Source organism: Thiorhodovibrio frisius (assembly GCF_033954835.1).
Classification (GTDB): domain Bacteria; phylum Pseudomonadota; class Gammaproteobacteria; order Chromatiales; family Chromatiaceae; genus Thiorhodovibrio; species Thiorhodovibrio frisius.
Window position 1 is genome coordinate 4,268,026 of sequence record NZ_CP121471.1, and the last position, 21,428, is coordinate 4,289,453.

Here is a 21,428-nt window from a genome sequence, read left to right on the forward strand (position 1 = left end):
ACCTTAGAGCCGCCGAAACAGCAGATCCCGCGCTGGCTGCCCAAGACGCACGCCACGGCGCTCGAAACGGGTCAGTGGGCGATCATCCGGGCGCGAAACAAAATCCCCGGTCGGCGACAGGTTCTCGAACTGGTTCGACACCGCGCACAGGTGTTCGAGCATCCAGTCAGCATAGGGTGCCCAGTCGGTCGCGGCATGGAAGACACCACCCCTGACCAGCACCCGCGCCAGATCCTCGATAAAAGCCGGCTGCACGATGCGGCGCTTGTGATGGCGCTTCTTTGGCCAGGGGTCGGGGAAAAAGAGACAAACGCCTGCCAGGCTTGCCGGTGCCAACCCGTGCGCCAATAACGCGGTGGCATCTTCGCGTAACACCCGGACATTGTTCAGGCCAGTGCGCTCCAACTCCAGCAGTAGATGGCCAATGCCGGGGCGATGGACTTCAAGCCCCAGATAATTGCGCTCTGGATGGCGTGCGGCCATGTGCAGCAGGGCCTCGCCATTGCCGAAGCCGATTTCGAGCACCACCGGGCGATTATTGCCAAACAGCGCTGGCAAGTCGAGCACCCGATCCGGCGACCAGGCGCATCCGTAGCGCGACCACAGAGTCTCGAAGGCACGGGCTTGCGCCGCTGTCAGCCGCCCTTCGCGCAAGACGAAGCTACGCACCGGGCGACGGCGAATGTCCGCCGGGGAATCAGCCTCTGCGGGCGGAAAGATCAGCGGCTCGGGGGGCATGCGCCCGGAACTGGCGCCAGTACTCAGAAAAAAGTCCCCTCAATCGGCGAGGAGGCCGAAGCATAGCGCTTGGCCGGCATGCGACCCGCCAGATAGGCCTCGCGCCCGGCTTCGATCGCCTTACGCATGGCGCTGGCCATCAGGATAGGATCGCGGGCTGCGGCGATGGCGGTATTCATTAGCACGCCGTCGCAGCCAAGCTCCATGGCCACGGAGGCATCCGAGGCGGTGCCGACCCCGGCATCGACCAGAATGGGCACCTTGGCGTTTTCGACAATGGTGAGAATATTTAGCCGATTGCGGATGCCGAGTCCAGAGCCGATGGGCGCGGCCAGGGGCATCACGGCGACACAGCCGACCTCTTCGAGCCGCTTGGCCATGATGGGATCATCGTTGGTGTAGACCATCACCTCAAAGCCTTCTTTCACCAGCACCTCGGCAGCCTGCAGGGTGGCGACCACATCGGGAAACAGGGTCTTCTCGTCTCCCAGCACCTCAAGCTTGACCAGATTGTGGCCGTCGAGCAACTCGCGCGCCAGGCGGCAGGTGCGCAACGCGGTCTCGGCGTCATAGCAGCCGGCAGTGTTGGGCAGAATGGTGTAACGCTCGGGCGGGAGCAGGTCGAGGATGTTCGGCTCGTTCGCGTTCTGGCCGATATTGGTCCGGCGCACGGCGACGGTCACGATCTCGGCGCCGCTCGCCTCGATGGCGCGCGCGGTTTCGTCAAGGTCGCGGTACTTGCCGGTACCAACGAGCAGGCGGGACTGGTAGTTCCGACCGGCAATGGTGAGGGCGTCGGATGCTTGAATTGATGCAGTCATAATGGGAGCTGAGTCTTAATCAATAGCTTGTCTTTGAAAAACCGAAAGTTTAGGCACCTCCGCGATGACGGCCAAGAATGGCCGTCGCTGAAGTGGCAACGCTCAGACATCGGCAACGCCATCGGTCTTGGCAACGGGAATGAATTCAACCTTATCATAGACCTCCGACAGCGGCAGGCTGACATCAAGCCAGGGCAAATCAATGGATTGATCGAGCTGATTGTAGTCCCTTAGGAACCAGCGCCCATCACCATCGCGCTGGAATAGCTCCGCGCTCACCTGCTGTTGCGACAACAGCAGATAGCCTTGCAGACTGGGCAGTTTCCGGTAGTGCTCGAACTTCTTACCGCGATCATAGAGCTCAGTGCTGTCCGACAGCACCTCGACAATCAGACTGGGATTGGTCACCACATCCCGCCGCCCATCCCGGAACTCACGCTCACCACAGATCACCATGGCGTCAGGATATGCACCGAGCTCGACCGATGCGATCCAGACTTTCATGTCGCTCGTGTAGGCATAGCAGGGGCGCCCTTTGAAGCTGGCGCGCAACTCTGCATGCACGTTGCCCGCGATCAAATTGTGCGCTTCCGAGCCACCGGCCATCGCAAAAACTTCGCCGCCGAAATACTCGGTCTTTCCCTCCAGAGAAGCGCGCTCGGCTTCGAGCCATTCCTCGAAACTCAGCGATTGTTTTTCCAAAGGCTGCATCGCGACCTCCATTATTCGATTGAACCTTGAACACTTTCTCGGCTTGGGGCCTACCGCCAAGCCTCGCCTGAAAGACCCCAAACCGCGCCACCACTCAGCCAGCCAGAGGCGCAAGCTCCTCCAGCGACCAGCGTGGACGCGGCCGAAACGCCAGCGGCTCACGCTGACCGGCTTTAAGCCTGTACCAGCCAGCATAAGCAATCATGGCGCCATTGTCGGTGCACAGCGCCGGGCGTGGGAAGAATGCCCGGCCGCCAATAGCTTCAATCGCCTCTGTCATGCGCTCGCGCAAGCGGCAGTTGGCGCTGACGCCACCAGCCAGCACCAGACGCTGCAGGCCGCTGTGTTGCAGCGCGCGTCGGCATTTGATCACCAGAGTATCGACCACGGCATCTTCAAACGCGCGGGCAATATCAGCATAGCCCTGAGTTGAATCCTCGCCCGATGTCTGAAGCTGATGCAGGGTATTGAGTGCAAAGGTCTTGAGCCCGCTGAAGCTGAATTCCAGCCCCGGCCTGTCGGTCATCGGACGGGGAAAGCGATAGCGCGTAGGATCGCCCTGCTCGGCTAGGCGCGCGAGCGCCGGACCGCCGGGATAGGGCAGCCCGAGAATCTTGGCCGTCTTGTCGAAGGCCTCACCGGCGGCGTCGTCGACTGACTCGCCAAGCAGCCGGTATTGCCCGACAGCCTGGACCTCGACGAGCTGGGTATGCCCACCGGAAACCAGCAACGCGACGAAGGGAAAGTCTGGCGCCGGGTCTTCGAGCAGGGGCGCGAGCAAATGCCCTTCCATGTGATGCACGCCAATAGCCGGCACATCCCAGGCCCAGGCCAGACTGCGCCCGAGCGCGGAACCAACCAGCAGAGCGCCGATTAACCCCGGCCCCGCCGTGTAGGCCAGGCCATCAATGTCATTCGCACCCAGCCCGGCCTCATCAAGCACCTGATGGATTAGCGGCAGCGTCTTGCGGATATGATCGCGCGAGGCCAGCTCCGGCACCACGCCGCCGTATTCCGCATGAATCTCGGTCTGGCTGTAAACCGCGTGAGCAGCCAGACCCATGTCGTCGCCATAAATGGCCACGCCGGTCTCATCGCAGGACGTTTCAATGCCGAGGACGCGCATTATTGTTAGTTCGATAATTGCCGGTGATTGTTGAGGATTGTTGGTCAGTGCGTCATGCACGGGGTAGCGGATGGCAAACGAAATGCCAGATTCTCGCTTCACCTTCCGGTTGCCGTGCTTTGCCTGCGCGGGGTCAGCATTTAGACTGCCACATTCAGAGCCACAAATCTTGCGCCATCATGAAAACCCTGCCTGCCGAATGGTACCCCCAAAGCGCCCTGATGCTGACCTGGCCGCATCCTGATACAGACTGGTGCGACCAGCTCGATGCGGTCGAGGCGGTCTATGTCGAGATGGTGTGCGCGCTCTGCCGCTATCAGCCGGCGCTCATTCTCTGCCCGGATACCGCCTGGCAGGCGCGGGTGGCGGGAATGCTGGCCGATGCCGGCGTGCCATCATCGCAGCTCATCTTTGCTTTGGCGCGCAGCAATGATACCTGGACCCGGGATCATGGTCCCATCACCGTCTTGGAGACCCAAGGGCTGGGCGCTCCGGGGCAGCCCTGTCTGCTGGATTTTCGCTTCAACGGCTGGGGCGGCAAATATGCCAGCGAGCTGGACGATGCCATCAATGCCCGCCTGCAAGAGCAGGGCGTTTTTGGCAACAGCACCTGGCAGCGCAGCGAGCTGCTGCTCGAAGGCGGCGCCATCGACAGCGACGGTGCCGGCAGCCTGCTGCTGGTGCGGCGCACGCTGCTTGATCCGGCGCGCAATCCCGGCTGGAGCCAGGATGACATTGAGCAGGAATTGCATCAGCGACTCGGCATCCGCCATTTTCTGTGGCTGGAGCATGGCCAGTTGAGCGGCGACGATACCGACGGTCATATCGACACCCTCGCCCGCTTTATCGATCAGCGCACCATTGCCCATGTGACCTGCGATGATCCGGCGGACCCCGATCATGACCCCATCGCACAGATGACCGCCGAGCTGCGGGCTCTGCGCGACTCCAGCGGCCAACCCTATCGCCTGTTGCCGCTGCCCCAGCCGCGCCCCCTATTCGCCGCCGACGGCCAGCGCTTACCCGCTGGCTATGCCAATTTTGCACTCATCAATGGCGCCCTGCTGCTGCCGGTTTACCAGGACCCTGCCGATGCCGAGGCGACGCGCCTCCTGCAAGCGGCTTTTCCGCAGCGCCAGGTTCATGCCATTGACTGTCGCGCACTGGTCGCCCAAGGCGGCAGCCTGCACTGCGCCTGCATGCAGTTACCGGCCGGCTTGACCATCCGCGCGCCCCAGGTCTAAGCAAGCGCCATGTCCGCATCCCAGCGCGTTCTGGTTGGCCTCTCGGGTGGAGTCGACTCCGCCGTCGCCACGCATCTGCTGATCGAGCAGGGCTACCAGGTCGAAGCGCTCTTTATGAAGAACTGGGAAGAGGACGACGCCCCCGGCTACTGCGCGGCAGCGGAGGATCTGGCCGATGCCCAAGCGGTTACCGAGCGCCTTGGTATCCCCTTGCGCACAGTGAACTTCGCGACCGAATACTGGGACCGGGTATTTGAGCAGTTTCTGGCCGAATACCGCGCGCTGCGCACCCCGAACCCAGATATCCTGTGCAACAGCGAGATCAAGTTCCGCGCCTTTCTCGATCATGCCCTGACACTGGGTGCGGACTGGATCGCCACTGGGCATTATGCGCGGGTGATGCACCAGGCTGATCGCGCCAGCCTGTACCTTGCCCGGGATGCGAACAAAGACCAGACCTATTTCCTGCACCGGCTCGATCGGGAGCAGCTCGGGCGCGTGCTTTTTCCGTTGGCAGATCTGACCAAACCCGAGATCCGCGCAATGGCCGAGAGCTTGGGGCTGGCCAATGCGAGTAAAAAAGACAGCACCGGGATTTGCTTCATCGGCGAGCGACGTTTTGCCGACTTCCTCGCCCGCTACCTGCCCCGCGAGCCGGGGCCCATCGAGACGCCCGAAGGCCAGGTGCTGGGCGAACATCAGGGGCTCGCGTACTACACCATCGGCCAGCGCCAGGGGCTTGGTATCGGTGGCCAAGCCGGCGCCGCCGAGGCGCCCTGGTTCGTCGCCGCCAAAGATCCCGCCAAGAATGTCCTGATCGTCGTGCAGGGTGGCAATCACCCGCTGCTGTTCGCTGAAGGCTTAAGCGGCGAGCAGCTGCATTGGATCAGCGGAGCCCCGCCCGCTCCTGCCCCATTCGACTGCCTGTGCCGCCTCCGTCATCGCCAGCCGCTGCAAGCCTGCACCCTGGTCGAGTACCATAAGGGCCATTGCCAAGTGCATTTCGCCACCCCGCAGCGCGCCGTAACGCCTGGCCAGTCAGCCGTCTTTTACTACGGCGACCGATGCCTGGGAGGCTGTATCATCACCAGCGCAATCTGAATCCGGCTCGCGCACAGCCCATCGGCAGTGCAGCGACTGAATTGACTGATCACCGATCACTGACAACTGACCACTTCTTCTAATGGGACATAACGATACCGAGCGCGTCATCGCCCTGGCCGGTCTGCACCAGGTTGCTCACTGCGTCCAATTCATTGCCAATCGCGGCGTGGTGGATGTCGAGGCCATGGAACCCTGCATCCATAGCCTGTTCCAAATCGACGCACCAGACACGCCCTCGGTTTATGGCCCGCCGGGCGCGGTGGCCCTTGGTATGCGCGCCCTCATCGGGCAAATCACCGGGCAGCCGGACCGCGATCTGGAAATGACCCGCTATTTGATCAGCCTGCTGAAACATGGCCGCACCCTGAGTGAAAACCCGGAGTTGCTGCGGCGTATCAGCATCGGCATTGAGATCACCGACGCCAAGCACCGGCAGGGAAGCAACCAGGCCGCCCTGGTTTCTCCGGAGATGCTGGCCGCCCTAGCCGCGCTCTACACCGAGAACGTCAGCTCGCTGGAGCCACGCATTCTGGTGCGCGGTAATCCGCTCTATCTCAAAAACAACGAGAATCAGGACCGCATCCGTGCCCTATTGCTTGCCGGTATCCGCTCGGCTATCTTGTGGCAACAACTCGGTGGCACTCGCTGGCAAATTCTGTTTGGGCGCAAACGTTTACTGGGCGCCGCGCGCGACTACCTGACACGCCACGAGACAGCCTGATCCACCCCTAATCTGCCCCAACTGACGGCTCCTCCTTTTCTCGCCGCGTCCCGGCGACTAGAATCCAATATCTTGAATCCAAAGGTTCGCCGCCAACACCGCCGGAAATTACCTCATGTCCAAGAATTTCAATGCCCAGGCCGAACTTCGCGTCGGCGATCAGACCTACGACATCTTTCGCCTCGACGCCGTGCCGGGCAGCGAGCGCTTGCCGTTTTCGCTCAAGATTCTGCTTGAAAATCTGCTCCGCCATGAAGATGGCGTCACCGTGCGACGCGAGGACATTGAGGCGCTTGCCGCCTGGGACGCAACAGCCGAGCCAGCAACTGAAATCCAATACCGCCCAGCCCGGGTACTCATGCAAGACTTCACCGGCGTGCCAGCGGTAGTGGACCTCGCCGCTATGCGCGATGCCATGAGCGCACTTGGCGGCGACCCAAAGCGCATTAATCCACTGCAAGCGGCAGAGCTGGTCATCGACCACTCGGTGCAGGTGGATCATTACGCCAGCGACAGCGCCTTCGCCCGCAATGCCGAACTGGAATTCGCCCGCAACCGCGAGCGTTATGCCTTTCTGAAGTGGGGGCAGACGGCCTTCGATAACTTCCAGGTGGTCCCGCCCGATACCGGCATTGTGCATCAGGTGAATGTTGAGTATCTGGCGCGAGTGATCTTCGCCGGCGAGCACAATGGCCGCCGCCAAGCCTATCCGGACACCCTGGTAGGCACCGACTCCCACACCACCATGATCAACGGCCTGGGCGTGCTCGGCTGGGGCGTGGGCGGCATCGAGGCCGAGGCATCCATGCTCGGCCAGCCAGTGTCCATGCTCATCCCGCAGGTGGTCGGCATGCGCCTGACCGGGGAATTGCCCGAAGGCACTACCGCCACCGATCTGGTACTGACCATCGTCGAGCGCCTGCGCCAACATGGAGTGGTGGGCAAGTTTGTCGAGTTCTTCGGCCCGGCGGTAGCAACCCTGCCGATGGGCGAGCGCACCACCATCGCCAACATGGCGCCTGAGTATGGCGCCACCTGCGGTCTGTTCCCCATCGATCAGGAAACGCTCGACTTTCTGCGCCTGACCGGCCGCGACCCGCAGCAGGTTGCTCTAGTCGAAGCCTATGCCAAGGAACAAGGCTTTTTCGCCGACGCCACCAGCCCCGAGCCGCGCTTCAGCGACGTGCTGGAGCTGGACATCAGCTCCGTCGTGCCCTGCCTGGCCGGCCCCAAACGCCCGCAGGATCGCGTCGCGCTGACGGCCATGAAAGGCGCCTTTCATGAGGCCCTGGCCAAGACCCAGGCCGAGAGCGGCCGCGCCCCCGGCACTCCGGTCACCACCGAGATCGACGGCCAATCCTGCACCCTGAATGATGGCTCCGTCGTGATCGCCGCCATCACCTCCTGCACCAACACCTCCAATCCGAGCGTGATGCTCGCCGCCGGTTTAGTGGCGCAAAAAGCCGTCGCACGCGGCCTGACCGTGCCGCCCTGGGTCAAGACCTCGCTCGGCCCCGGCTCCATGGTAGTCACCCGCTACCTGGAAGCCGCCGGGCTGATGGAACCTTTAAAAACTCTCGGCTTTCATGTGGTCGGCTACGGCTGCACCACTTGCATCGGCAACTCCGGCCCGCTACGCCCGGAGGTTTCCACCGCCATTGCCGAAGGCCAACTCAGCGTCGCATCGGTGCTTTCCGGCAACCGCAATTTCGAGGGTCGGGTTCATGCCGAGATACGCATGAACTATCTCGCCTCGCCGCCGCTGGTGGTGGCCTATGCGCTAGCCGGGCGCATGGATCTGGACCCCTATCAGGAAGCACTGGCCACCGACGAAAACGGCCAGCCGGTGTACCTCAAGGATCTCTGGCCCAGCCAGGCCGAGATTCAGGCCACCATTGCCAGCGCCCTGAACGCCAGCCAGTTCAGCAAGAGTTACGCCGAGGTCTTCGCCGGCGACAGCCGCTGGCAGGAGCTGGCCGCGCCCGAGGGCCAGCGATACGACTGGGCGACGGATTCCACCTACATTCAGCACCCGCCCTACTTCGACGGGATGACGCTGACTCCAGAGCCAGTCGCGGCCATCACGGGCGGGCGCGTTCTAGCGCTGCTCGGGGACTCGGTCACCACCGATCACATCTCCCCAGCCGGCGCCATTAAGGCCGACAGCCCGGCTGGACATTATCTGCTCGACCAGGGAGTGGCCGAGGTCGAATTCAACTCCTACGGCTCACGCCGCGGCAATCATCAGGTGATGATGCGCGGCACCTTCGCCAACATACGCCTGCGCAACAAGCTCGCTCCCGGCACCGAGGGTGGGGTCACCCTGCATCAGCCCTCGGGCGAGCCAATGTCCATTTACGATGCCGCCATGCGCTATCAGGCCGAAAGCGTGCCGGCTATCGTAATTGCTGGCAAGGAATACGGCTCTGGTTCCTCGCGCGACTGGGCCGCCAAAGGTCCCCGTCTGCTCGGCGTGCGCGCGGTTCTAGCCGAGAGTTTCGAGCGCATTCACCGCACCAATCTGGTATGCATGGGCATTCTGCCGCTGCAATTCGCCCCCGGTGACAATGCCGAAGCCTTGGGACTCACTGGCCAGGAATCATTCGACATTGGCGATCTTGACGATGGCAACGCGAAGGAGGTTCAGGTCACCGCCACGGGCGCGGATGGCACAGTCGTATCCTTCACCGCGCGGGTGCGCATCGACACCCCGAACGAGGCGGACTACTACCGCCATGGGGGCATTCTGCATTATGTACTGCGTCGCTTGGCGGGAGGTTGAAGGAAGTTGATCGATGCATTCATATAATCGCGGAGCAACCAGAGCTTTTTGCGGTTGTTCACAAGGATATCCGTCGCGTCAGTGTAAAGCGATTCCCCCTACAGCATCTATTTCCGTGCAATAGCACAACGCATTATTGTCCTTGCGGTCTTTCACAGCCAGCGTGCACCGGCAATCTGGCAGCGCAGGATCTGACTGGAGCGAAAAAAATCTTCCGTGGAACTTACATCTCTAACAGCCATTTCCCCCATCGACGGCCGCTATGCGCGTGCCACCGAAACACTTCGGCCAATGTTCAGCGAATTCGGCCTGATCGAGCGGCGCGTCCGCGTTGAGATCGCCTGGCTGCGTGCGCTAGCCATGCACCCGGACATTCCCGAGGTGCCGTTCTTGTCTGCCGAAGCCGATGCCCGACTGGAGTCCATCGCCACTTGCTTTTCAGTCGAACAAGCGGCGCGCGTGAAAGAGATCGAACGCACCACCAATCATGACGTCAAGGCGGTGGAATATTTCCTGAAGGAGCAGGTGGCCGATCACCCCGAGTTAGCGGCGGTGGCCGAGTTCATTCACTTTGCTTGCACCTCGGAAGACATTAACAACCTGGCTCATGGGCTGATGCTACATGAGGCACGCGAGCAGGTTCTGCTGCCCGCCATCGACGGGCTGATCGCGCAGTTACGCGAGTTAGCGCACCAGCACGCGGACCTGGCCATGCTCTCGCGCACCCACGGGCAGCCGGCCTCGCCGACCACTCTGGGCAAAGAGATCGCCAATGTGGTCCACCGATTGCGCCGCCAGCGAGACGCCATTGCTGGCGTCGCCCTGCCGGGAAAAATCAATGGGGCCGTGGGCAATTACAACGCACACCTGATTAGTTATCCGGACATCGACTGGCCTGGCTTTGCCCAGCACTTTGTCGAATCCCTCAGCCTGACCTGGAACCCCTACACCACCCAGATCGAGCCGCATGACGGCATGGCCGAACTCTTCGACGCGCTTGCCCGTTTCAATCAGATTCTGCTCGATCTGTGCCGGGATCTCTGGGCCTATATTTCCATCGGCTATTTTCGTCAGAAAACGGTTGCAGGAGAGGTCGGCTCCTCCACCATGCCGCACAAGGTCAATCCGATCGATTTCGAGAACGCCGAGGGAAACCTTGGCATCGCCAATGCACTGCTCGGCCATCTCGGCGCAAAACTTGCTGTATCGCGCTGGCAGCGGGATTTAAGCGACTCGACCGCGCTACGCAACCTGGGGGTGGGGGTTGCGCATAGTCTGATCGCAATTGCCTCGACCCGCCGCGGCTTGGGCAAACTCGAAGCCGACCCCTCGCGCATGGCCGCCGATCTCGATCAAAACTGGGAAGTACTGGCAGAAGCTGTGCAGACAGTCATGCGCCGTTATTGTGTGCCTGAACCCTATGAGAAGCTCAAGGCGCTGACCCGCGGGCGCCGCATCTCGTCACCCGATCTCATCGCCTTCGTCGATACTCTTGAAATCCCGGACGATGCCAAAGCCGCATTACGCCAACTGACACCCGGAAGCTATGTTGGAAACGCCGCAATCCAGGCACGCGCTATCTGAAGGATTCATCCCGGAACCGGACTCGCTCCGCCCCGCACCCTTTCCATCCCCAATAAAAAAGCCGCTCGGCACACGCCGAGCGGCTTTTTTCTACCTGATGTCCGGCCCGGCTCAGTGCCAAGCCGGCCATCAAGACGCCATGAGCCGGATCAGTCGACTCTGGAATGGATGGTCACGCGACGCTGCATGACTGAGTCGGTCGGGTACTCAGGCAGCATTTCCAGTTTGCCGCGGCTTTGTGCTGGGGCAATGCTGCTCGCAGGCAGACCCTGTTGGATCATGTAATCACGCACCGTTGTAGCGCGACGCATACCAAGGCCGTAGTTGTAAGCCTGGCTGCCAACCGAGTCGGTATGACCAACCACGGTCAGATTCTCCTGAGCGGGAGTAGCTCTTACGTCGGCAATGTAGCTATCAAGCCGGGCGACTTCATCACGGTTAACAACGTTCGCCATGTTGTACTTGTCGAACTCGAAGTTCAGGCGCAGGGTAAATTCTTCAGGCACGGCCAGATCACAAGGCGGCAGGTTGGTCGGGCCGTCCGGGTAAGCACTCTGCCAGCACTCACCATAGTTGGTTGCCCACAATTGGCCGTTTGGCAGGCTCGCATCGCCCTTAGCGTACCAATAAGATTCCTCGTCCATCGCAGCAGCGGCGGGCAGAGCGGTCAGCGACAGAGCCAGAGCAGCGGATGCGGCCAGCCCGGCAGCGCGGTGCATTTGAGTCTTTTGAAACATCAGTCTTTCCTCTCGTTTTCAGTTAACAATGCGTTTTAGTTTCAGCGGGCACCGGACAGCCCGCACGGGATTCAGGGTTGGGTGTCGACCATGCCTTATCCATAAGGGTCCATAAGGGAGATCCGTAAGTGGGTTCGACATCGACCAAGGTTATTGGATATCGACATCGATGCCTTGCCCAGCCTGGGTGAAAAGTTGCGTGCGAATCTCGATGCGGCGATTACGGGCGCGCCCGGCGTCAGTGTCATTGGTGGCAATCGGCTCAAGTTTACCAGCGCTGCGGGTCAGCATGCGACTCGCGGGAATGCCGATGCTGCCCAGATAGTCTTTGGTGGACTCTGCACGTCGAAGACCAAGCTCGTAATTATAATCCTGGCTGCCAACGCCATCAGTATGGCCAATAATGATGAGCATTTCATCACCGCTGCTCTTGCGCACATCCTGCGCAACGCCATCCAGGGCTGCTGCCATTTCCGGCTTGATTGCGGCGCTGTTGAAATCGAACTCATCGTTGACTAGTTCGATAGTCAGACTATCAATAATCTCGGGAGCGGCGGCGCAGGGCGCCAGATTGCTCGCACCACTCTGACTCTGCCAGCATTCGCCTGAGGAGTTGGTCCAGCCGGCACCGTCTGCCCCCGACCAGAAACGCTCAATGAACTCGGCATGCGCGACCGAGACAGCGCCAGCGCCAAGCACGACAGCGGTTATAACGGCAGGAAAAACGGAAACTTGCCGGTTGTTAGAGTCAGAACCCATGAAACCCTCAGCAGAAGTGTGTAGAGTGGTAGAGCTAAAGAAGATTGAGCACAATCGGAAATTCGTCAAAAAAGCGGCAGATTTAGCTCAGATGCTAGCCCCAACTAGGCCCCAACGTGGCCCCAACTTGAGCGCTTGTGGGTGAATAGGTCAAAATTAACGATCGCCAGCCTTCCTGAATGTTTACGCCTCTTATTGTAGCTGATTTTACAAACAAAAGTGCGACCAAATTTTTTCTAACCGGTCGTTTTGCAGCGAAGCTTAAACGGATGTCGAAATAAACATATACCCCCCTGTTTATATTAATTTTTCACCTCATCACAAGAAACGCCGCAGCCCTCCACCCGCTAACAGAGACCAGCCTTGCCTTTACCTCGCTCCCTGCTGGTCGCCGGCTTTTTCATTGTCCTGGGCGAACTCCTGTTCGCCTCCATGGGGGTCAGCATTCGCTTCGTCTCGACGGAATTACCCAACGAGGTCGTTGTCTTTTTTCGCAATCTGTTCGGCCTAGCGCTACTGCTGCCCTGGTTTGCGAGGCGCGAACTGGGAGGGCTGCGCACCCGGGTGCCGGGCCTGCATCTAGTCCGCGCCGTCGCTGGCGTGTCTGCTATGTACGCATTTTACTTCGCCATCGCCCACATCAACCTGGCTGAGGCCATGCTGCTGAAGCTCACGGCGCCGATTTTTATCCCCCTCATTGCCTTTCTGTGGTTGCGCGAGGACATCACGCCGCTTATCTGGTCCGCGCTTGGTCTTGGCTTTTGTGGCGTTCTGATCATCCTTGCCCCCGGCGTGCAGGGCGTCGCCCCGGTTGCGATCATCGGACTCTTGGGCGGCATATTCGCTGCCTTGGCAAAGGTCACCATCAGACGCCTCGCGCATAGCGAACCCTCGCTGAGGATCGTGTTTTATTTCGCCCTGATCGCAACGACGATTTCCACGTTTCCGCTGATCTGGAGTTGGCAAATGCCAACTCCAACAGAGTTTCTCTGGTTGGTTGCCATCGCGGCACTGGCCACACTCGGCCAACTGGCGTTAACCACTGGCTTATCGCGCGCGCCCGCCTCGCGCATGGCCCCTTTCGGCTATTTCTCGGTCATCTTCGGCGCCCTTTATGGATGGCTAATATGGGCCGAGCCTGTGAGTTGGCGCCTGGTATTGGGCTCGATACTCATTGTCGGTGCCGGATTGCTCGTCAGCCGCCGATGGGCTCAAAGCCCAGCCCAGGGTCTCCAGCGCGGGCAGCCAGCGCCTACTGTATCGGCAATCAAGACACCCGTTGACCCGGACTAGCCGCAGACTCTTTCGGATCATGCCCACAGTCACGCTACCCTCTTATCGCATCGAATCCGCCGACTGGCACAGTCATGGGCGCGCGCTCCGTGCGCTTCGGGAGACGGTTTTCATCCAGGAACTCGGTGGCGAGGAAGCACGCGAATGGGACCACGCCGATAGCAAAGCCCATCACCTACTGGCCTGGGCTAGCGAATCAGTGGAGGCCGTTGGCACTGCGCGCTGGCTGCCGTCTGGACAGATTGAACGCCTGGCCGTAATGCCAGAATGGCGCGGACGCGGCATCGGCAGCGCGCTGCTGGCGAGCGCCGTGCGCGAGCTGCGCGACAGCCGCCGCATAACTCCCTTTGTGTTCGCCCTCGAGAACACCCAGGCATTTTTCGCGCACCTTGGTTTCGACCCAGAGGATGCGCCCTTTGAAAAGCATGGCCAAATGCTTGCACACATGGCACTGCGCAGGCCGGACGCGCTGATCGACGCCGATCTGCGCTCGCGCCGACTCGGCGAAACGACAGGCCGGCTGTTTCTGACCCACAGCGAGCATCTGGCGCTGGCCGCCCGCCAACTTGCCGCCCAGGCACATCGGCAGATCGATCTGCTCAGCGCCGATCTGCAACCGGCGGTTTACGATCAACAAGAGTTTGTGGAGGCGTTGCGTTATCTTGCAATCGAGTTGCGCGGTCGCCTGCCAGTGCGAATATTGGTCATCGACCCCGAGCCCAGTCTGCGCCGCGGACACCGGCTAATCGAGCTGACGCGGGTGCTGAGCTCAGACATCCAAATTCGCCTGGTCCCGAAAGACTGGGCCGAGCACAGTGATCAATTCCTACTGTGCGATCAGGCCGGCCTTTTCCTGACCCGTTACCAGGACCCGCGCCGCACCCTGGTCGACTTCAACAGCGGTGCGGAAACCCGCCGTCTGCGCCGGTTGTTCGAGCAGATCTGGGAGCAAGGCGAGGTCCACCCCGGTTTGCGTCGTCTCTTTCTCTAAAGCTCGCGCTACGCCCGCTCGGCGGCCTCGATCCAGCAGCACACCCAACCAGCCGGCCAGCGAGAATCTGTCCTGACCGGATGTTCGTAAATCGGCACGACGCGGTCGCGTTCCGGCTCGTCCGGCCAGGCAGCAAGCGCCTCGCCTGCCCTGCATTCGATGGAAACCGATCCCAGATTTGCGCTGATACACAGGCTCTCTCCGCTCTGCGTCTGCCAGCGCCAAGACAGGCCCGTCCTCCCGCATCGTTGCCAGCGCCCAGCCGAGTTCAATCGCGGCAACAGCGGAAGAATATGCGCCGAGCGCCGGCGCAGGAGTTCGGTATGCAGTGCCAGGCGCTCCCGCCCCGGCGAGCGCTCGCGCTCCGTCCAATCGAGACAGGAGGCGATAAAGGTCTGCTGATCGCCCGCTACAGGGATGGCGTGCAGGCGGGCGGGATCCGAAAACGCTGATTGGGTGGCAAACTCGCGCCGGCGTCCCTCGTTGACCTGCCCCATCAACCCGGGCTCGAGATCGCAAAAAAACAAAAAGGCTGTCGTCGCGGCGAATTCCTGCCCCATAAACAGCAAGGGCGGCGTTGGAGAGAGCAGCACGAGGGCCAAGGCCGCCTCGAAAGATGGCGCCGGGACTAGGTGCTCCAGCCGCTCGCCGAAGCCCCGATTGCCGATCTGGTCGTGATTCTGCAAAAAATTCACAAACGCAAGCGGCGGCAAATGGGCGCTAGGGGTGCCGCGTGCGCGCCCACCACGAAAGGCAGAGGGCTCGCCCTGGTAGCAAAAGCCCTCAGCCAGCGCCTTGCCCACCCGATGAAAGGGCGCATCGGCATAGTCCTGATAGACGCCATCGGCCTCGCCGGTCAGGGCCGCATGCAGGGCATGGTGCGCATCATCATTCCACTGGGCAGTAAACACCACTGGCCGACCACTGCCATCGCGCGCATAGCGGCGAGCATCATTGTGATCGTTTTCGAGCACCAGATGTACTTCGCGTTCCAAACCTGGCCCGGATCGAACCCGAGCCGCCAATTCAGCGAGAATATCCGGCTCGGAATCGTCGACAATGCGGTCCACGGCATCCAGGCGCAAACCGTCGAATCCGTATTCGATAATCCAGAACAGCGCGTTACTGATGAAAAACTCACGCACGGGCGCACTGTCCGGACCGTCAAAATCCATGGCCGCGCCCCAGGGCGTGTGGCGCTCAGGATGAAAAAACCCGGGCGCGTAGCAATGCAGATAATTGCCTTCGGGGCCAAAGTGGTTGTACACCACATCCAAAAACACCATCAGCCCGCGCCGATGCGCGGCCTGCACCAGCCGCTTGAGATCGTCCGGCGTGCCATAGCGGCTGTCGGGGGCGAACAGCAGAGCGCCGTCGTAGCCCCAATTCCAGCGACCGGGGAAGTCGGCAACCGGCATCAGCTCAATGGCGGTCACGCCAAGGTCGCGAAGATCGTCCAACCGCGCCTCGACACCGGCGAAATCCCCGCTCGGCGAAAAAGTCCCCACATGGAGTTCGTAGAATACCGCCTCATGCCAGAGTCGGCCGCGCCACAGAACATCCTGCCAGTCGAACGCCTGCGGATCGACCACCTGACTGGGCCCGTGAACATCCAACGGCTGATAACGCGAGGCAGGATCGGGCACGCAAAGCCCATCGCCGAGCTCGAAGCAGTAAAGATCGCCAGGGCGCGCAAGGTCGGAGCTGTGCCGATACCAGCCGCCCGGCAATCGCTCCATTGGAATCCGATGCTCGCGCCCGCCCGAGTTGAGCCGCAGCAGCAGTTCACCCGCCGCTGGCGCCCAAAGCCGAAAGCAAAAGCGCCCGTCAACGTCACGCTCGCAGCCAAAGGGCATGGACAAGCGCCGCCGCGCCTGTCGCTCCCGCTCAGTCACGGTTGCCGCCCCTTTTAAAGCTCAGCCTGAAGTTCTGGGGACACGGACATCTCGCTACCCTCGGCGACTGGCATGGCGACGTGTTTCCCTGCCGCCGGCGACACTGCTTTGTTGGGAGACGCTTTCTTGATTTCGCAATCTCCCGCGAGACACTGGTTAAACTGGGCGATCACGCAGCCGGTTGCGGGCACATTGCCATCGGCCGCCGGATACGAGCTGAACACCTTATCGACATACTCATCATTGGACATTTCGCCACGATAGAGCGTGAGGGTGAGCGCGCGAAAGGCGTCGTTTTTCTGGAGCAATGTGCCCAGGGAGTAGTCACCAACAGAGTAGCCGGCGCAATAATGCTGGATACGCGCCAGCACTTTCTGCTCCGAAACGCCACTGAAGCGCGCCCCGGGCTCAGTTGCGCAACCGGTCAGCATCAGGGTGCCCAGGCTCAGAGGCAATAAAATAGCTGCCGGGAGCAATGACCGGATTAAAAAAAACGGGGATGAAAAAATGGGCATCGTTTTCCTGCCTATGATCCGAATGATAAGAGCCTTCCGCACCGCCTAAACCAGTGGCAATCGGGGCGCAACCCCAGTCGCGAACAAAGCCACAACCAGGATCGCAAATCGGAGGCCACAAAGGCCACCAGTCGCGACTGGCGATCCGGCTTGCTTGCAGCACGGCCTGATGGCGGGAGTTTAACGGCTCGACCGCCTTCCGTCACGACCGGATATTCCGGGTGCGCCCGCCACCTGATTGCTTCGGTATGACCCGCACCGGGTATATAATGCCCGCAAATTACACCTAATCGCCGCCCGCTGGAGGTCAAGATGTCGGAAGTTCTCTACGAAGCCCACCCATCGGTCTGGCGAATGCGCCCGCTGGGCACCCTGATTGCCTGGCTGCTGCTCGCGGCCGGACTCTACATTGGGCTAACCGGCGAACTGCCCTATCTTGAGACACTCTATGCTAGCTTTCCAGCGGCTCACGGCTGGAGCATTCAGCCGAGCACCCTGGGACGTTACGCAGGCTATGGCATCGCCGCAATCAGCGCCTTCAACCTGTTGCGCTGGTGGTTGGCCGGTCTGGTCGACCGGCTGGAAATCCACTCCAACGAGATCCTCTGGACCCACGGTCTGCTCGCCAAGAATTACACCGAGATCAACATGGGCTCGATTCGCACCGTGCGGGTTCATCAGTCACTGATGCAACGCATGCTCGGTGCCGGCGATCTAGTCATCTTCACCACCGGCGACGAGCCCGAACTTGCCGTCAGGGGCCTTCCGCGCCCGGACGAGATTCGCGAACACATTCGCCAGCACGCCTCAGCCTCCAGTTAAGGCCAAGTCATGCACGCCATCGCGCCAATCCTGGACGCACGCAGACTGATCGCCCCACTCTTACTCGCGATGGGTGCGCTGTTCACCCCCCTGGCCGCGCACAGCGAAAGCGGCGTACTCGCACGCATCGCGCTCAGCCAAAAAATCCGTGTCGCCTATCCGGAGAACTCCTACCCCATCGCCTACAAAGATGAGGACGGATTGCCGCGCGGTTATTCGGTCGACCTGTGTCGACGTATCGTTGCCAGCATTCAGCGCGACCTCGGGCTCGACGGTATCGCCATTTCCTGGATCGAGGGCAACACCCCGAGGCGTATCGCAGCCGTGGCCAATGGGGAGGCGGAGCTCGACTGCGGCACGACAACCATGACGCTGTCGCGTCAGCGCAAGGTCGATTTTTCCTATCCGGTTTTCGTCGAATCAGGTGGCATTCTGGTTCTGAAAGACTCAGGGATAGGCAGCCTCGCGGACTTGGGCGGCAAGGCCATTGGCGTGATACCGGAAACCACTACCGAGCAGCGCCTGCGCCCGGTCCTGGCCGAGCGCCTGATCAATGCTGAGCTCAAGCCAATCAAGGATTCCAAAGACGGGCGCGAGCAGCTCCAGGCTGGCGCCATTGACGCCTTTGCCGATAACCGTTTGGTGCTGATCGGACAGGTGGCCGCAAGTGGCGAAACCAATACCTTTCAGGTCATCGACACCGACTTTTCGGTGGACCCTTACGCCTTCGCGCTGGCGCGCGACGACGCGGACTTTCGCCTAGCGGTGAACCGGGGACTGGCGCAAATCTATGCGTCTGAGGAAATCGACCGCATCTTCGCGCGCTGGTTTGGCGCCGACGCCCAGCCGACGCCCCTGCTGGATTCGATCTACTTCATCTTTGCGCTCCAGGATTGAGGCCGGCGCTCCGGTTGATTTGCAATCCCTGCAGCCTTGTCTCAACCCGGTCGCGCAGCCAGCGCGCCAGCATCCCTGCCAAGCACACGCATTTCAAGAAGCAATCGCGCTGGCTTCGCTTTGCAATCGCGCATAAAGGCGATCTTTCAGCAACAAACGCTCTTTCTTGAGGTCCTCAATGGTCTCGTCGGCTACTGGTGTACCCAGCTCCTCGAGTCTGCGGACCCGTTCATCCAGCGCATCGTACCTGTCCATATCTGCGGCGAAGTCCACATCGGACTCGCGCATTGCATCGATTTTTCCAACGAGATCGGGGAACTCGTGGATCAGGTCGTGCATTTCTCCAAGCATTGGTATGTTTTCTCCACATTTTCGGCACCGGCCATCGCCGGGGCGCTGTTCAAGATAGCCTGATCCGCATTAGCGTAAAAGAGCAGATTCATTCTCCCGGTGGCCGGGACCAAGAAAGTGAGTATAGCCCAGCGATACGCAAGCCCATGCCACCAATCGTTAATTCTTATCCATGTACTCGATCACCTCATCCGTGAGATCGGTCTTGGGATCCAGATACAGAATCCCCGACTGACTGGACTCAAACACCGCAGAGAGCTTTTTCTTCTCAGCAATCGCCTTCAAGGCCTTTCCCGCCGGCTCGAGAATCTTGGCGGCCTCCTGTTGCTGAGCCTGCGCCAACTCGCGCTGGATGGCAGAAAAATCTTGCTCGAACGCCTGAATGCGCTCGCGAATCTCGGTCTGTTTCTTCTCGACCTGCGCTTCACTCATCAACGCCTTGTCGCGCTCAAGCACCTGCTGAAGCTGACGGATGGCCATTTCCTCCTCGGCAAAGGGTTCGGTCTTGGGGCCGAAGCGTTCTTCCAGCCGAGCCTCAGCATCGCGGCCGAGCTGACTTTCCTTCAGCACCCGCTGCATGTTCACATAGCCCATATCCGCAGCCTGCGCATTCGCCAGGCCAAGCAATGGCATGCACAGCAGGCATCCAAGGTAAAATAAGGCGGTCTGTCGTTTCATTACATTCTCTCCCGATAGTCTTGGGCAACCGAGACCGACGCACAGCCGGTCCGGGGCAAAAATGGCGAGTTTATAACAATCCGGCAGGAGTTTTTTGCTTTCCATCATCGCCAGCCTGATCACTGCGGCTCGACACTCCAAATATTACAATCGCAAACTGATTTTCAAAGGATTCGGTCTATCGGTGCCACGTCATGGTCACCAGCAAGCCGCAGTGCTTTATCATGCGCATTCATCCTGAAACCTGAGCACGGGGTGCACATGGGAAATTCCTTACAGGATCAACTCGTCAAAGCTGGTCTGGCCAGCACACAGAAGGCCAAACAGACCAAATCCAAGAAGCGCAAACAGCGCCGCCAAGGCGATGATCGCGAAACCGTCGAACGCCGCGAGGCCGTCGCCCGCACCGAGGCCGAAAAAGCCACGCGCGACCGCGAGCTGAATCGTCAGCGCGAGGAAGAAGCCCAGCAGAAAGCCGCACAAAGCGCACTGCGGGAGCTGATCCACCGCCATCGCGTCGCCCGCGCCCATGGTGACCTGGCCTACAATTTTGCCGACGGCGCAGCGCTGAAACGGCTCTATGTCAATGCCGAACAGCACGCGGCCCTGGTCGCTGGCCAACTCGCCATTGTGCGTCAGGATAACTTCTACGAACTGATCCCGGCGGAGACCGCCGCGCGCGTCGCCGAGCGCGATCCTGAACGCATTCTGGTCTGGAACCAGGGCGGCGACTCGGCAGCGGATGACAGCGAATACGCTGACTACCAGGTACCAGATGACCTGATGTGGTAACAGGGGTGTGGCAACAGAAATGGCCACCAATCGCTCATGCCGTTGATCGACACCCACTGTCATCTGGACTTTCCCGCCTTCGATGCGGATCGTGCCGAGGTATCGAGACGCGCCCGCGACCGGGGTGTCCTGAACATGGTGATTCCGGGCGTCACAGCGGCGAACTGGTCGGGCGTGCTGGATATTTGCCAACAGGATAGCCACCAGCAGGACAGCTGCCTCAAGGCCAACGGCAAGCTCTTTCCGGCACTGGGTTTGCACCCGCTGTTTGTCGCAGACCATCAGCCGGCAGATATCGACCGCCTGCGCGAGCGGCTGCGGCAGGACCGCCCCATCGCCATCGGCGAGATTGGGCTTGACTTCGCACACCCAGACAAAGACCCTGATGCCCAGCGCTGGTATTTGGCGCAGCAGCTTGCCCTGGCCCGAGCCTTCAAGCTGCCTGTGCTCTTGCATGTGCGCAAGGCCCATGACGAAGTCATCCAATGCTTGCGCGAGGCCGATGTGCCCGGCGGCATCGCCCATGCATTCAACGGCAGCCTGCAACAAGCACATGCCTACATAGCGCTCGGCTTCAAGCTCGGCTTCGGCGGCATGCTTACCTTCGAGCGCTCACGCAAGCTGCGGCATCTGGCGCGCGCACTCCCGCTCGAGGCCCTGGTGCTGGAGACAGACGCACCCGACATGACGGTCGCCTCGCATCAGGGCCAGCGCAACAGTCCCGAGTATCTGCCCGAGGTGCTGGCAGCCCTGGCCGAGGTGCGCGGCGCCGAGCCCGACGCCCTCGCCAGCGCCACCACTGCCAACGCCCGTTCTGTACTGGGCCTGACGGAGACTGACGCACTAAAAGCGCACCGCAATTGAACC

At 60.9% G+C, this 21,428-nt stretch carries 21 protein-coding genes; 11 read left to right on the plus strand and 10 right to left on the minus strand.

What is annotated here, in order from left to right:
* Positions 1-3: 3 nt before the first annotated feature.
* The 4 genes from trmB to tsaD form a co-directional block, all read right to left on the minus strand.
* Positions 4-738, minus strand: a complete 735-nt coding sequence (gene trmB / locus Thiofri_RS19435; protein WP_009147801.1) for a tRNA (guanosine(46)-N7)-methyltransferase TrmB — start codon at positions 736-738, stop codon at positions 4-6.
* Between the two features lie 23 nt (positions 739-761).
* Positions 762-1,559: a thiazole synthase gene (locus Thiofri_RS19440; protein ID WP_009147802.1), complete on the minus strand. Its 798-nt coding sequence runs from the start codon at positions 1,557-1,559 to the stop codon at positions 762-764.
* 102 nt (positions 1,560-1,661) lie between these two features.
* A complete protein-coding gene (locus Thiofri_RS19445; RefSeq protein WP_009147803.1) occupies positions 1,662-2,270 on the minus strand; it encodes a Uma2 family endonuclease in 609 nt (202 codons plus the stop codon).
* Between the two features lie 94 nt (positions 2,271-2,364).
* On the minus strand, positions 2,365-3,396 hold the full coding sequence (gene tsaD, locus Thiofri_RS19450) for a tRNA (adenosine(37)-N6)-threonylcarbamoyltransferase complex transferase subunit TsaD (RefSeq protein WP_009147804.1): 1,032 nt from the start codon (positions 3,394-3,396) through the stop codon (positions 2,365-2,367).
* 179 nt (positions 3,397-3,575) lie between these two features.
* On the opposite strand from tsaD, the gene Thiofri_RS19455 reads away from it, so the two are divergent.
* The 5 genes from Thiofri_RS19455 to purB all read left to right on the plus strand — a co-directional run bounded on the left by Thiofri_RS19455 (position 3,576) and on the right by purB (position 10,831).
* The gene (locus Thiofri_RS19455) at positions 3,576-4,640 is read left to right on the plus strand and encodes an agmatine deiminase family protein (protein ID WP_009147805.1); all 1,065 of its coding nucleotides are present in this window, start codon (positions 3,576-3,578) and stop codon (positions 4,638-4,640) included.
* A gap of 9 nt (positions 4,641-4,649) precedes the next feature.
* Positions 4,650-5,741: a tRNA 2-thiouridine(34) synthase MnmA gene (mnmA, locus tag Thiofri_RS19460; RefSeq protein ID WP_009147806.1), complete on the plus strand. Its 1,092-nt coding sequence runs from the start codon at positions 4,650-4,652 to the stop codon at positions 5,739-5,741.
* An 82-nt stretch (positions 5,742-5,823) separates the two neighbouring features.
* Positions 5,824-6,465, plus strand: a complete 642-nt coding sequence (gene hflD / locus Thiofri_RS19465) for a high frequency lysogenization protein HflD (protein WP_009147807.1) — start codon at positions 5,824-5,826, stop codon at positions 6,463-6,465.
* A gap of 115 nt (positions 6,466-6,580) precedes the next feature.
* A complete protein-coding gene (acnA, locus tag Thiofri_RS19470) occupies positions 6,581-9,247 on the plus strand; it encodes an aconitate hydratase AcnA (RefSeq protein ID WP_009147808.1) in 2,667 nt (888 codons plus the stop codon).
* Positions 9,248-9,463: 216 nt separating this feature from the next.
* A complete protein-coding gene (gene purB, locus Thiofri_RS19475; protein WP_009147809.1) occupies positions 9,464-10,831 on the plus strand; it encodes an adenylosuccinate lyase in 1,368 nt (455 codons plus the stop codon).
* A 149-nt stretch (positions 10,832-10,980) separates the two neighbouring features.
* On the opposite strand, the gene Thiofri_RS19480 is transcribed toward purB, so the two are convergent.
* Both Thiofri_RS19480 and Thiofri_RS19485 read right to left on the minus strand, forming a co-directional pair.
* Complete coding sequence (locus Thiofri_RS19480; protein WP_009147810.1) at positions 10,981-11,568, minus strand: OmpA family protein; 588 nt, start codon at positions 11,566-11,568, stop codon at positions 10,981-10,983.
* Between the two features lie 150 nt (positions 11,569-11,718).
* Positions 11,719-12,327 carry an OmpA family protein gene (locus Thiofri_RS19485; RefSeq protein WP_009147811.1) on the minus strand — a complete coding sequence of 203 codons (609 nt, stop codon included), beginning with the start codon at positions 12,325-12,327 and terminating at the stop codon, positions 11,719-11,721.
* A 363-nt stretch (positions 12,328-12,690) separates the two neighbouring features.
* On the opposite strand from Thiofri_RS19485, the gene Thiofri_RS19490 reads away from it, so the two are divergent.
* Both Thiofri_RS19490 and Thiofri_RS19495 read left to right on the plus strand, forming a co-directional pair.
* Positions 12,691-13,620, plus strand: a complete 930-nt coding sequence (locus tag Thiofri_RS19490; protein WP_009147812.1) for a DMT family transporter — start codon at positions 12,691-12,693, stop codon at positions 13,618-13,620.
* A 19-nt stretch (positions 13,621-13,639) separates the two neighbouring features.
* Positions 13,640-14,611, plus strand: a complete 972-nt coding sequence (locus Thiofri_RS19495) for a GNAT family N-acetyltransferase (RefSeq protein ID WP_009147813.1) — start codon at positions 13,640-13,642, stop codon at positions 14,609-14,611.
* Between the two features lie 8 nt (positions 14,612-14,619).
* Here the strand turns inward: Thiofri_RS19495 and treZ are convergent, their stop codons facing one another.
* Both treZ and Thiofri_RS19505 read right to left on the minus strand, forming a co-directional pair.
* The gene (treZ, locus tag Thiofri_RS19500) at positions 14,620-16,506 is read right to left on the minus strand and encodes a malto-oligosyltrehalose trehalohydrolase (RefSeq protein ID WP_009147814.1); all 1,887 of its coding nucleotides are present in this window, start codon (positions 16,504-16,506) and stop codon (positions 14,620-14,622) included.
* Between the two features lie 14 nt (positions 16,507-16,520).
* A complete protein-coding gene (locus tag Thiofri_RS19505; RefSeq protein WP_040855523.1) occupies positions 16,521-16,961 on the minus strand; it encodes a hypothetical protein in 441 nt (146 codons plus the stop codon).
* 372 nt (positions 16,962-17,333) lie between these two features.
* On the opposite strand from Thiofri_RS19505, the gene Thiofri_RS19510 reads away from it, so the two are divergent.
* Together Thiofri_RS19510 and Thiofri_RS19515 are read left to right on the plus strand one after the other, a co-directional pair.
* Positions 17,334-17,843, plus strand: coding sequence for a PH domain-containing protein (locus tag Thiofri_RS19510; protein WP_009147816.1), 510 nt, complete (start codon positions 17,334-17,336; stop codon positions 17,841-17,843).
* Positions 17,844-17,852: 9 nt separating this feature from the next.
* Positions 17,853-18,740, plus strand: a complete 888-nt coding sequence (locus Thiofri_RS19515) for an amino acid ABC transporter substrate-binding protein (RefSeq protein WP_009147817.1) — start codon at positions 17,853-17,855, stop codon at positions 18,738-18,740.
* A 93-nt stretch (positions 18,741-18,833) separates the two neighbouring features.
* Here the strand turns inward: Thiofri_RS19515 and Thiofri_RS19520 are convergent, their stop codons facing one another.
* Together Thiofri_RS19520 and Thiofri_RS19525 are read right to left on the minus strand one after the other, a co-directional pair.
* Complete coding sequence (locus Thiofri_RS19520; protein WP_009147818.1) at positions 18,834-19,091, minus strand: YdcH family protein; 258 nt, start codon at positions 19,089-19,091, stop codon at positions 18,834-18,836.
* Positions 19,092-19,250: 159 nt separating this feature from the next.
* Positions 19,251-19,769: an OmpH family outer membrane protein gene (locus Thiofri_RS19525; protein WP_040856103.1), complete on the minus strand. Its 519-nt coding sequence runs from the start codon at positions 19,767-19,769 to the stop codon at positions 19,251-19,253.
* A gap of 261 nt (positions 19,770-20,030) precedes the next feature.
* Here Thiofri_RS19525 and Thiofri_RS19530 point away from each other — a divergent pair, with 261 nt between their 5' ends.
* Both Thiofri_RS19530 and Thiofri_RS19535 read left to right on the plus strand, forming a co-directional pair.
* Positions 20,031-20,561 carry a DUF2058 domain-containing protein gene (locus Thiofri_RS19530; protein ID WP_009147820.1) on the plus strand — a complete coding sequence of 177 codons (531 nt, stop codon included), beginning with the start codon at positions 20,031-20,033 and terminating at the stop codon, positions 20,559-20,561.
* A gap of 36 nt (positions 20,562-20,597) precedes the next feature.
* On the plus strand, positions 20,598-21,425 hold the full coding sequence (locus tag Thiofri_RS19535; protein WP_009147821.1) for a TatD family hydrolase: 828 nt from the start codon (positions 20,598-20,600) through the stop codon (positions 21,423-21,425).
* Positions 21,426-21,428 lie beyond the last annotated feature (3 nt).

What these genes read in the sequence shown, in the direction of transcription:
- Thiofri_RS19440 (WP_009147802.1), bottom strand. Translation starts at nt 1,559, where the DNA reads ATGACTGCATCAATTCAAGCATCCGACGCCCTCACCATTGCCGGTCGG.
- Thiofri_RS19525 (WP_040856103.1), bottom strand. Translation starts at nt 19,769, where the DNA reads ATGAAACGACAGACCGCCTTATTTTACCTTGGATGCCTGCTGTGCATG.
- Thiofri_RS19530 (WP_009147820.1), top strand. Translation starts at nt 20,031, where the DNA reads ATGGGAAATTCCTTACAGGATCAACTCGTCAAAGCTGGTCTGGCCAGC.
- trmB (WP_009147801.1), bottom strand. Translation starts at nt 738, where the DNA reads ATGCCCCCCGAGCCGCTGATCTTTCCGCCCGCAGAGGCTGATTCCCCG.
- Thiofri_RS19485 (WP_009147811.1), bottom strand. Translation starts at nt 12,327, where the DNA reads ATGGGTTCTGACTCTAACAACCGGCAAGTTTCCGTTTTTCCTGCCGTT.
- Thiofri_RS19480 (WP_009147810.1), bottom strand. Translation starts at nt 11,568, where the DNA reads ATGTTTCAAAAGACTCAAATGCACCGCGCTGCCGGGCTGGCCGCATCC.
- acnA (WP_009147808.1), top strand. Translation starts at nt 6,581, where the DNA reads ATGTCCAAGAATTTCAATGCCCAGGCCGAACTTCGCGTCGGCGATCAG.
- Thiofri_RS19515 (WP_009147817.1), top strand. Translation starts at nt 17,853, where the DNA reads ATGCACGCCATCGCGCCAATCCTGGACGCACGCAGACTGATCGCCCCA.
- mnmA (WP_009147806.1), top strand. Translation starts at nt 4,650, where the DNA reads ATGTCCGCATCCCAGCGCGTTCTGGTTGGCCTCTCGGGTGGAGTCGAC.
- Thiofri_RS19510 (WP_009147816.1), top strand. Translation starts at nt 17,334, where the DNA reads ATGTCGGAAGTTCTCTACGAAGCCCACCCATCGGTCTGGCGAATGCGC.
- Thiofri_RS19535 (WP_009147821.1), top strand. Translation starts at nt 20,598, where the DNA reads ATGCCGTTGATCGACACCCACTGTCATCTGGACTTTCCCGCCTTCGAT.
- Thiofri_RS19520 (WP_009147818.1), bottom strand. Translation starts at nt 19,091, where the DNA reads ATGCTTGGAGAAATGCACGACCTGATCCACGAGTTCCCCGATCTCGTT.
- Thiofri_RS19495 (WP_009147813.1), top strand. Translation starts at nt 13,640, where the DNA reads ATGCCCACAGTCACGCTACCCTCTTATCGCATCGAATCCGCCGACTGG.
- Thiofri_RS19445 (WP_009147803.1), bottom strand. Translation starts at nt 2,270, where the DNA reads ATGCAGCCTTTGGAAAAACAATCGCTGAGTTTCGAGGAATGGCTCGAA.
- hflD (WP_009147807.1), top strand. Translation starts at nt 5,824, where the DNA reads ATGGGACATAACGATACCGAGCGCGTCATCGCCCTGGCCGGTCTGCAC.
- Thiofri_RS19455 (WP_009147805.1), top strand. Translation starts at nt 3,576, where the DNA reads ATGAAAACCCTGCCTGCCGAATGGTACCCCCAAAGCGCCCTGATGCTG.
- tsaD (WP_009147804.1), bottom strand. Translation starts at nt 3,396, where the DNA reads ATGCGCGTCCTCGGCATTGAAACGTCCTGCGATGAGACCGGCGTGGCC.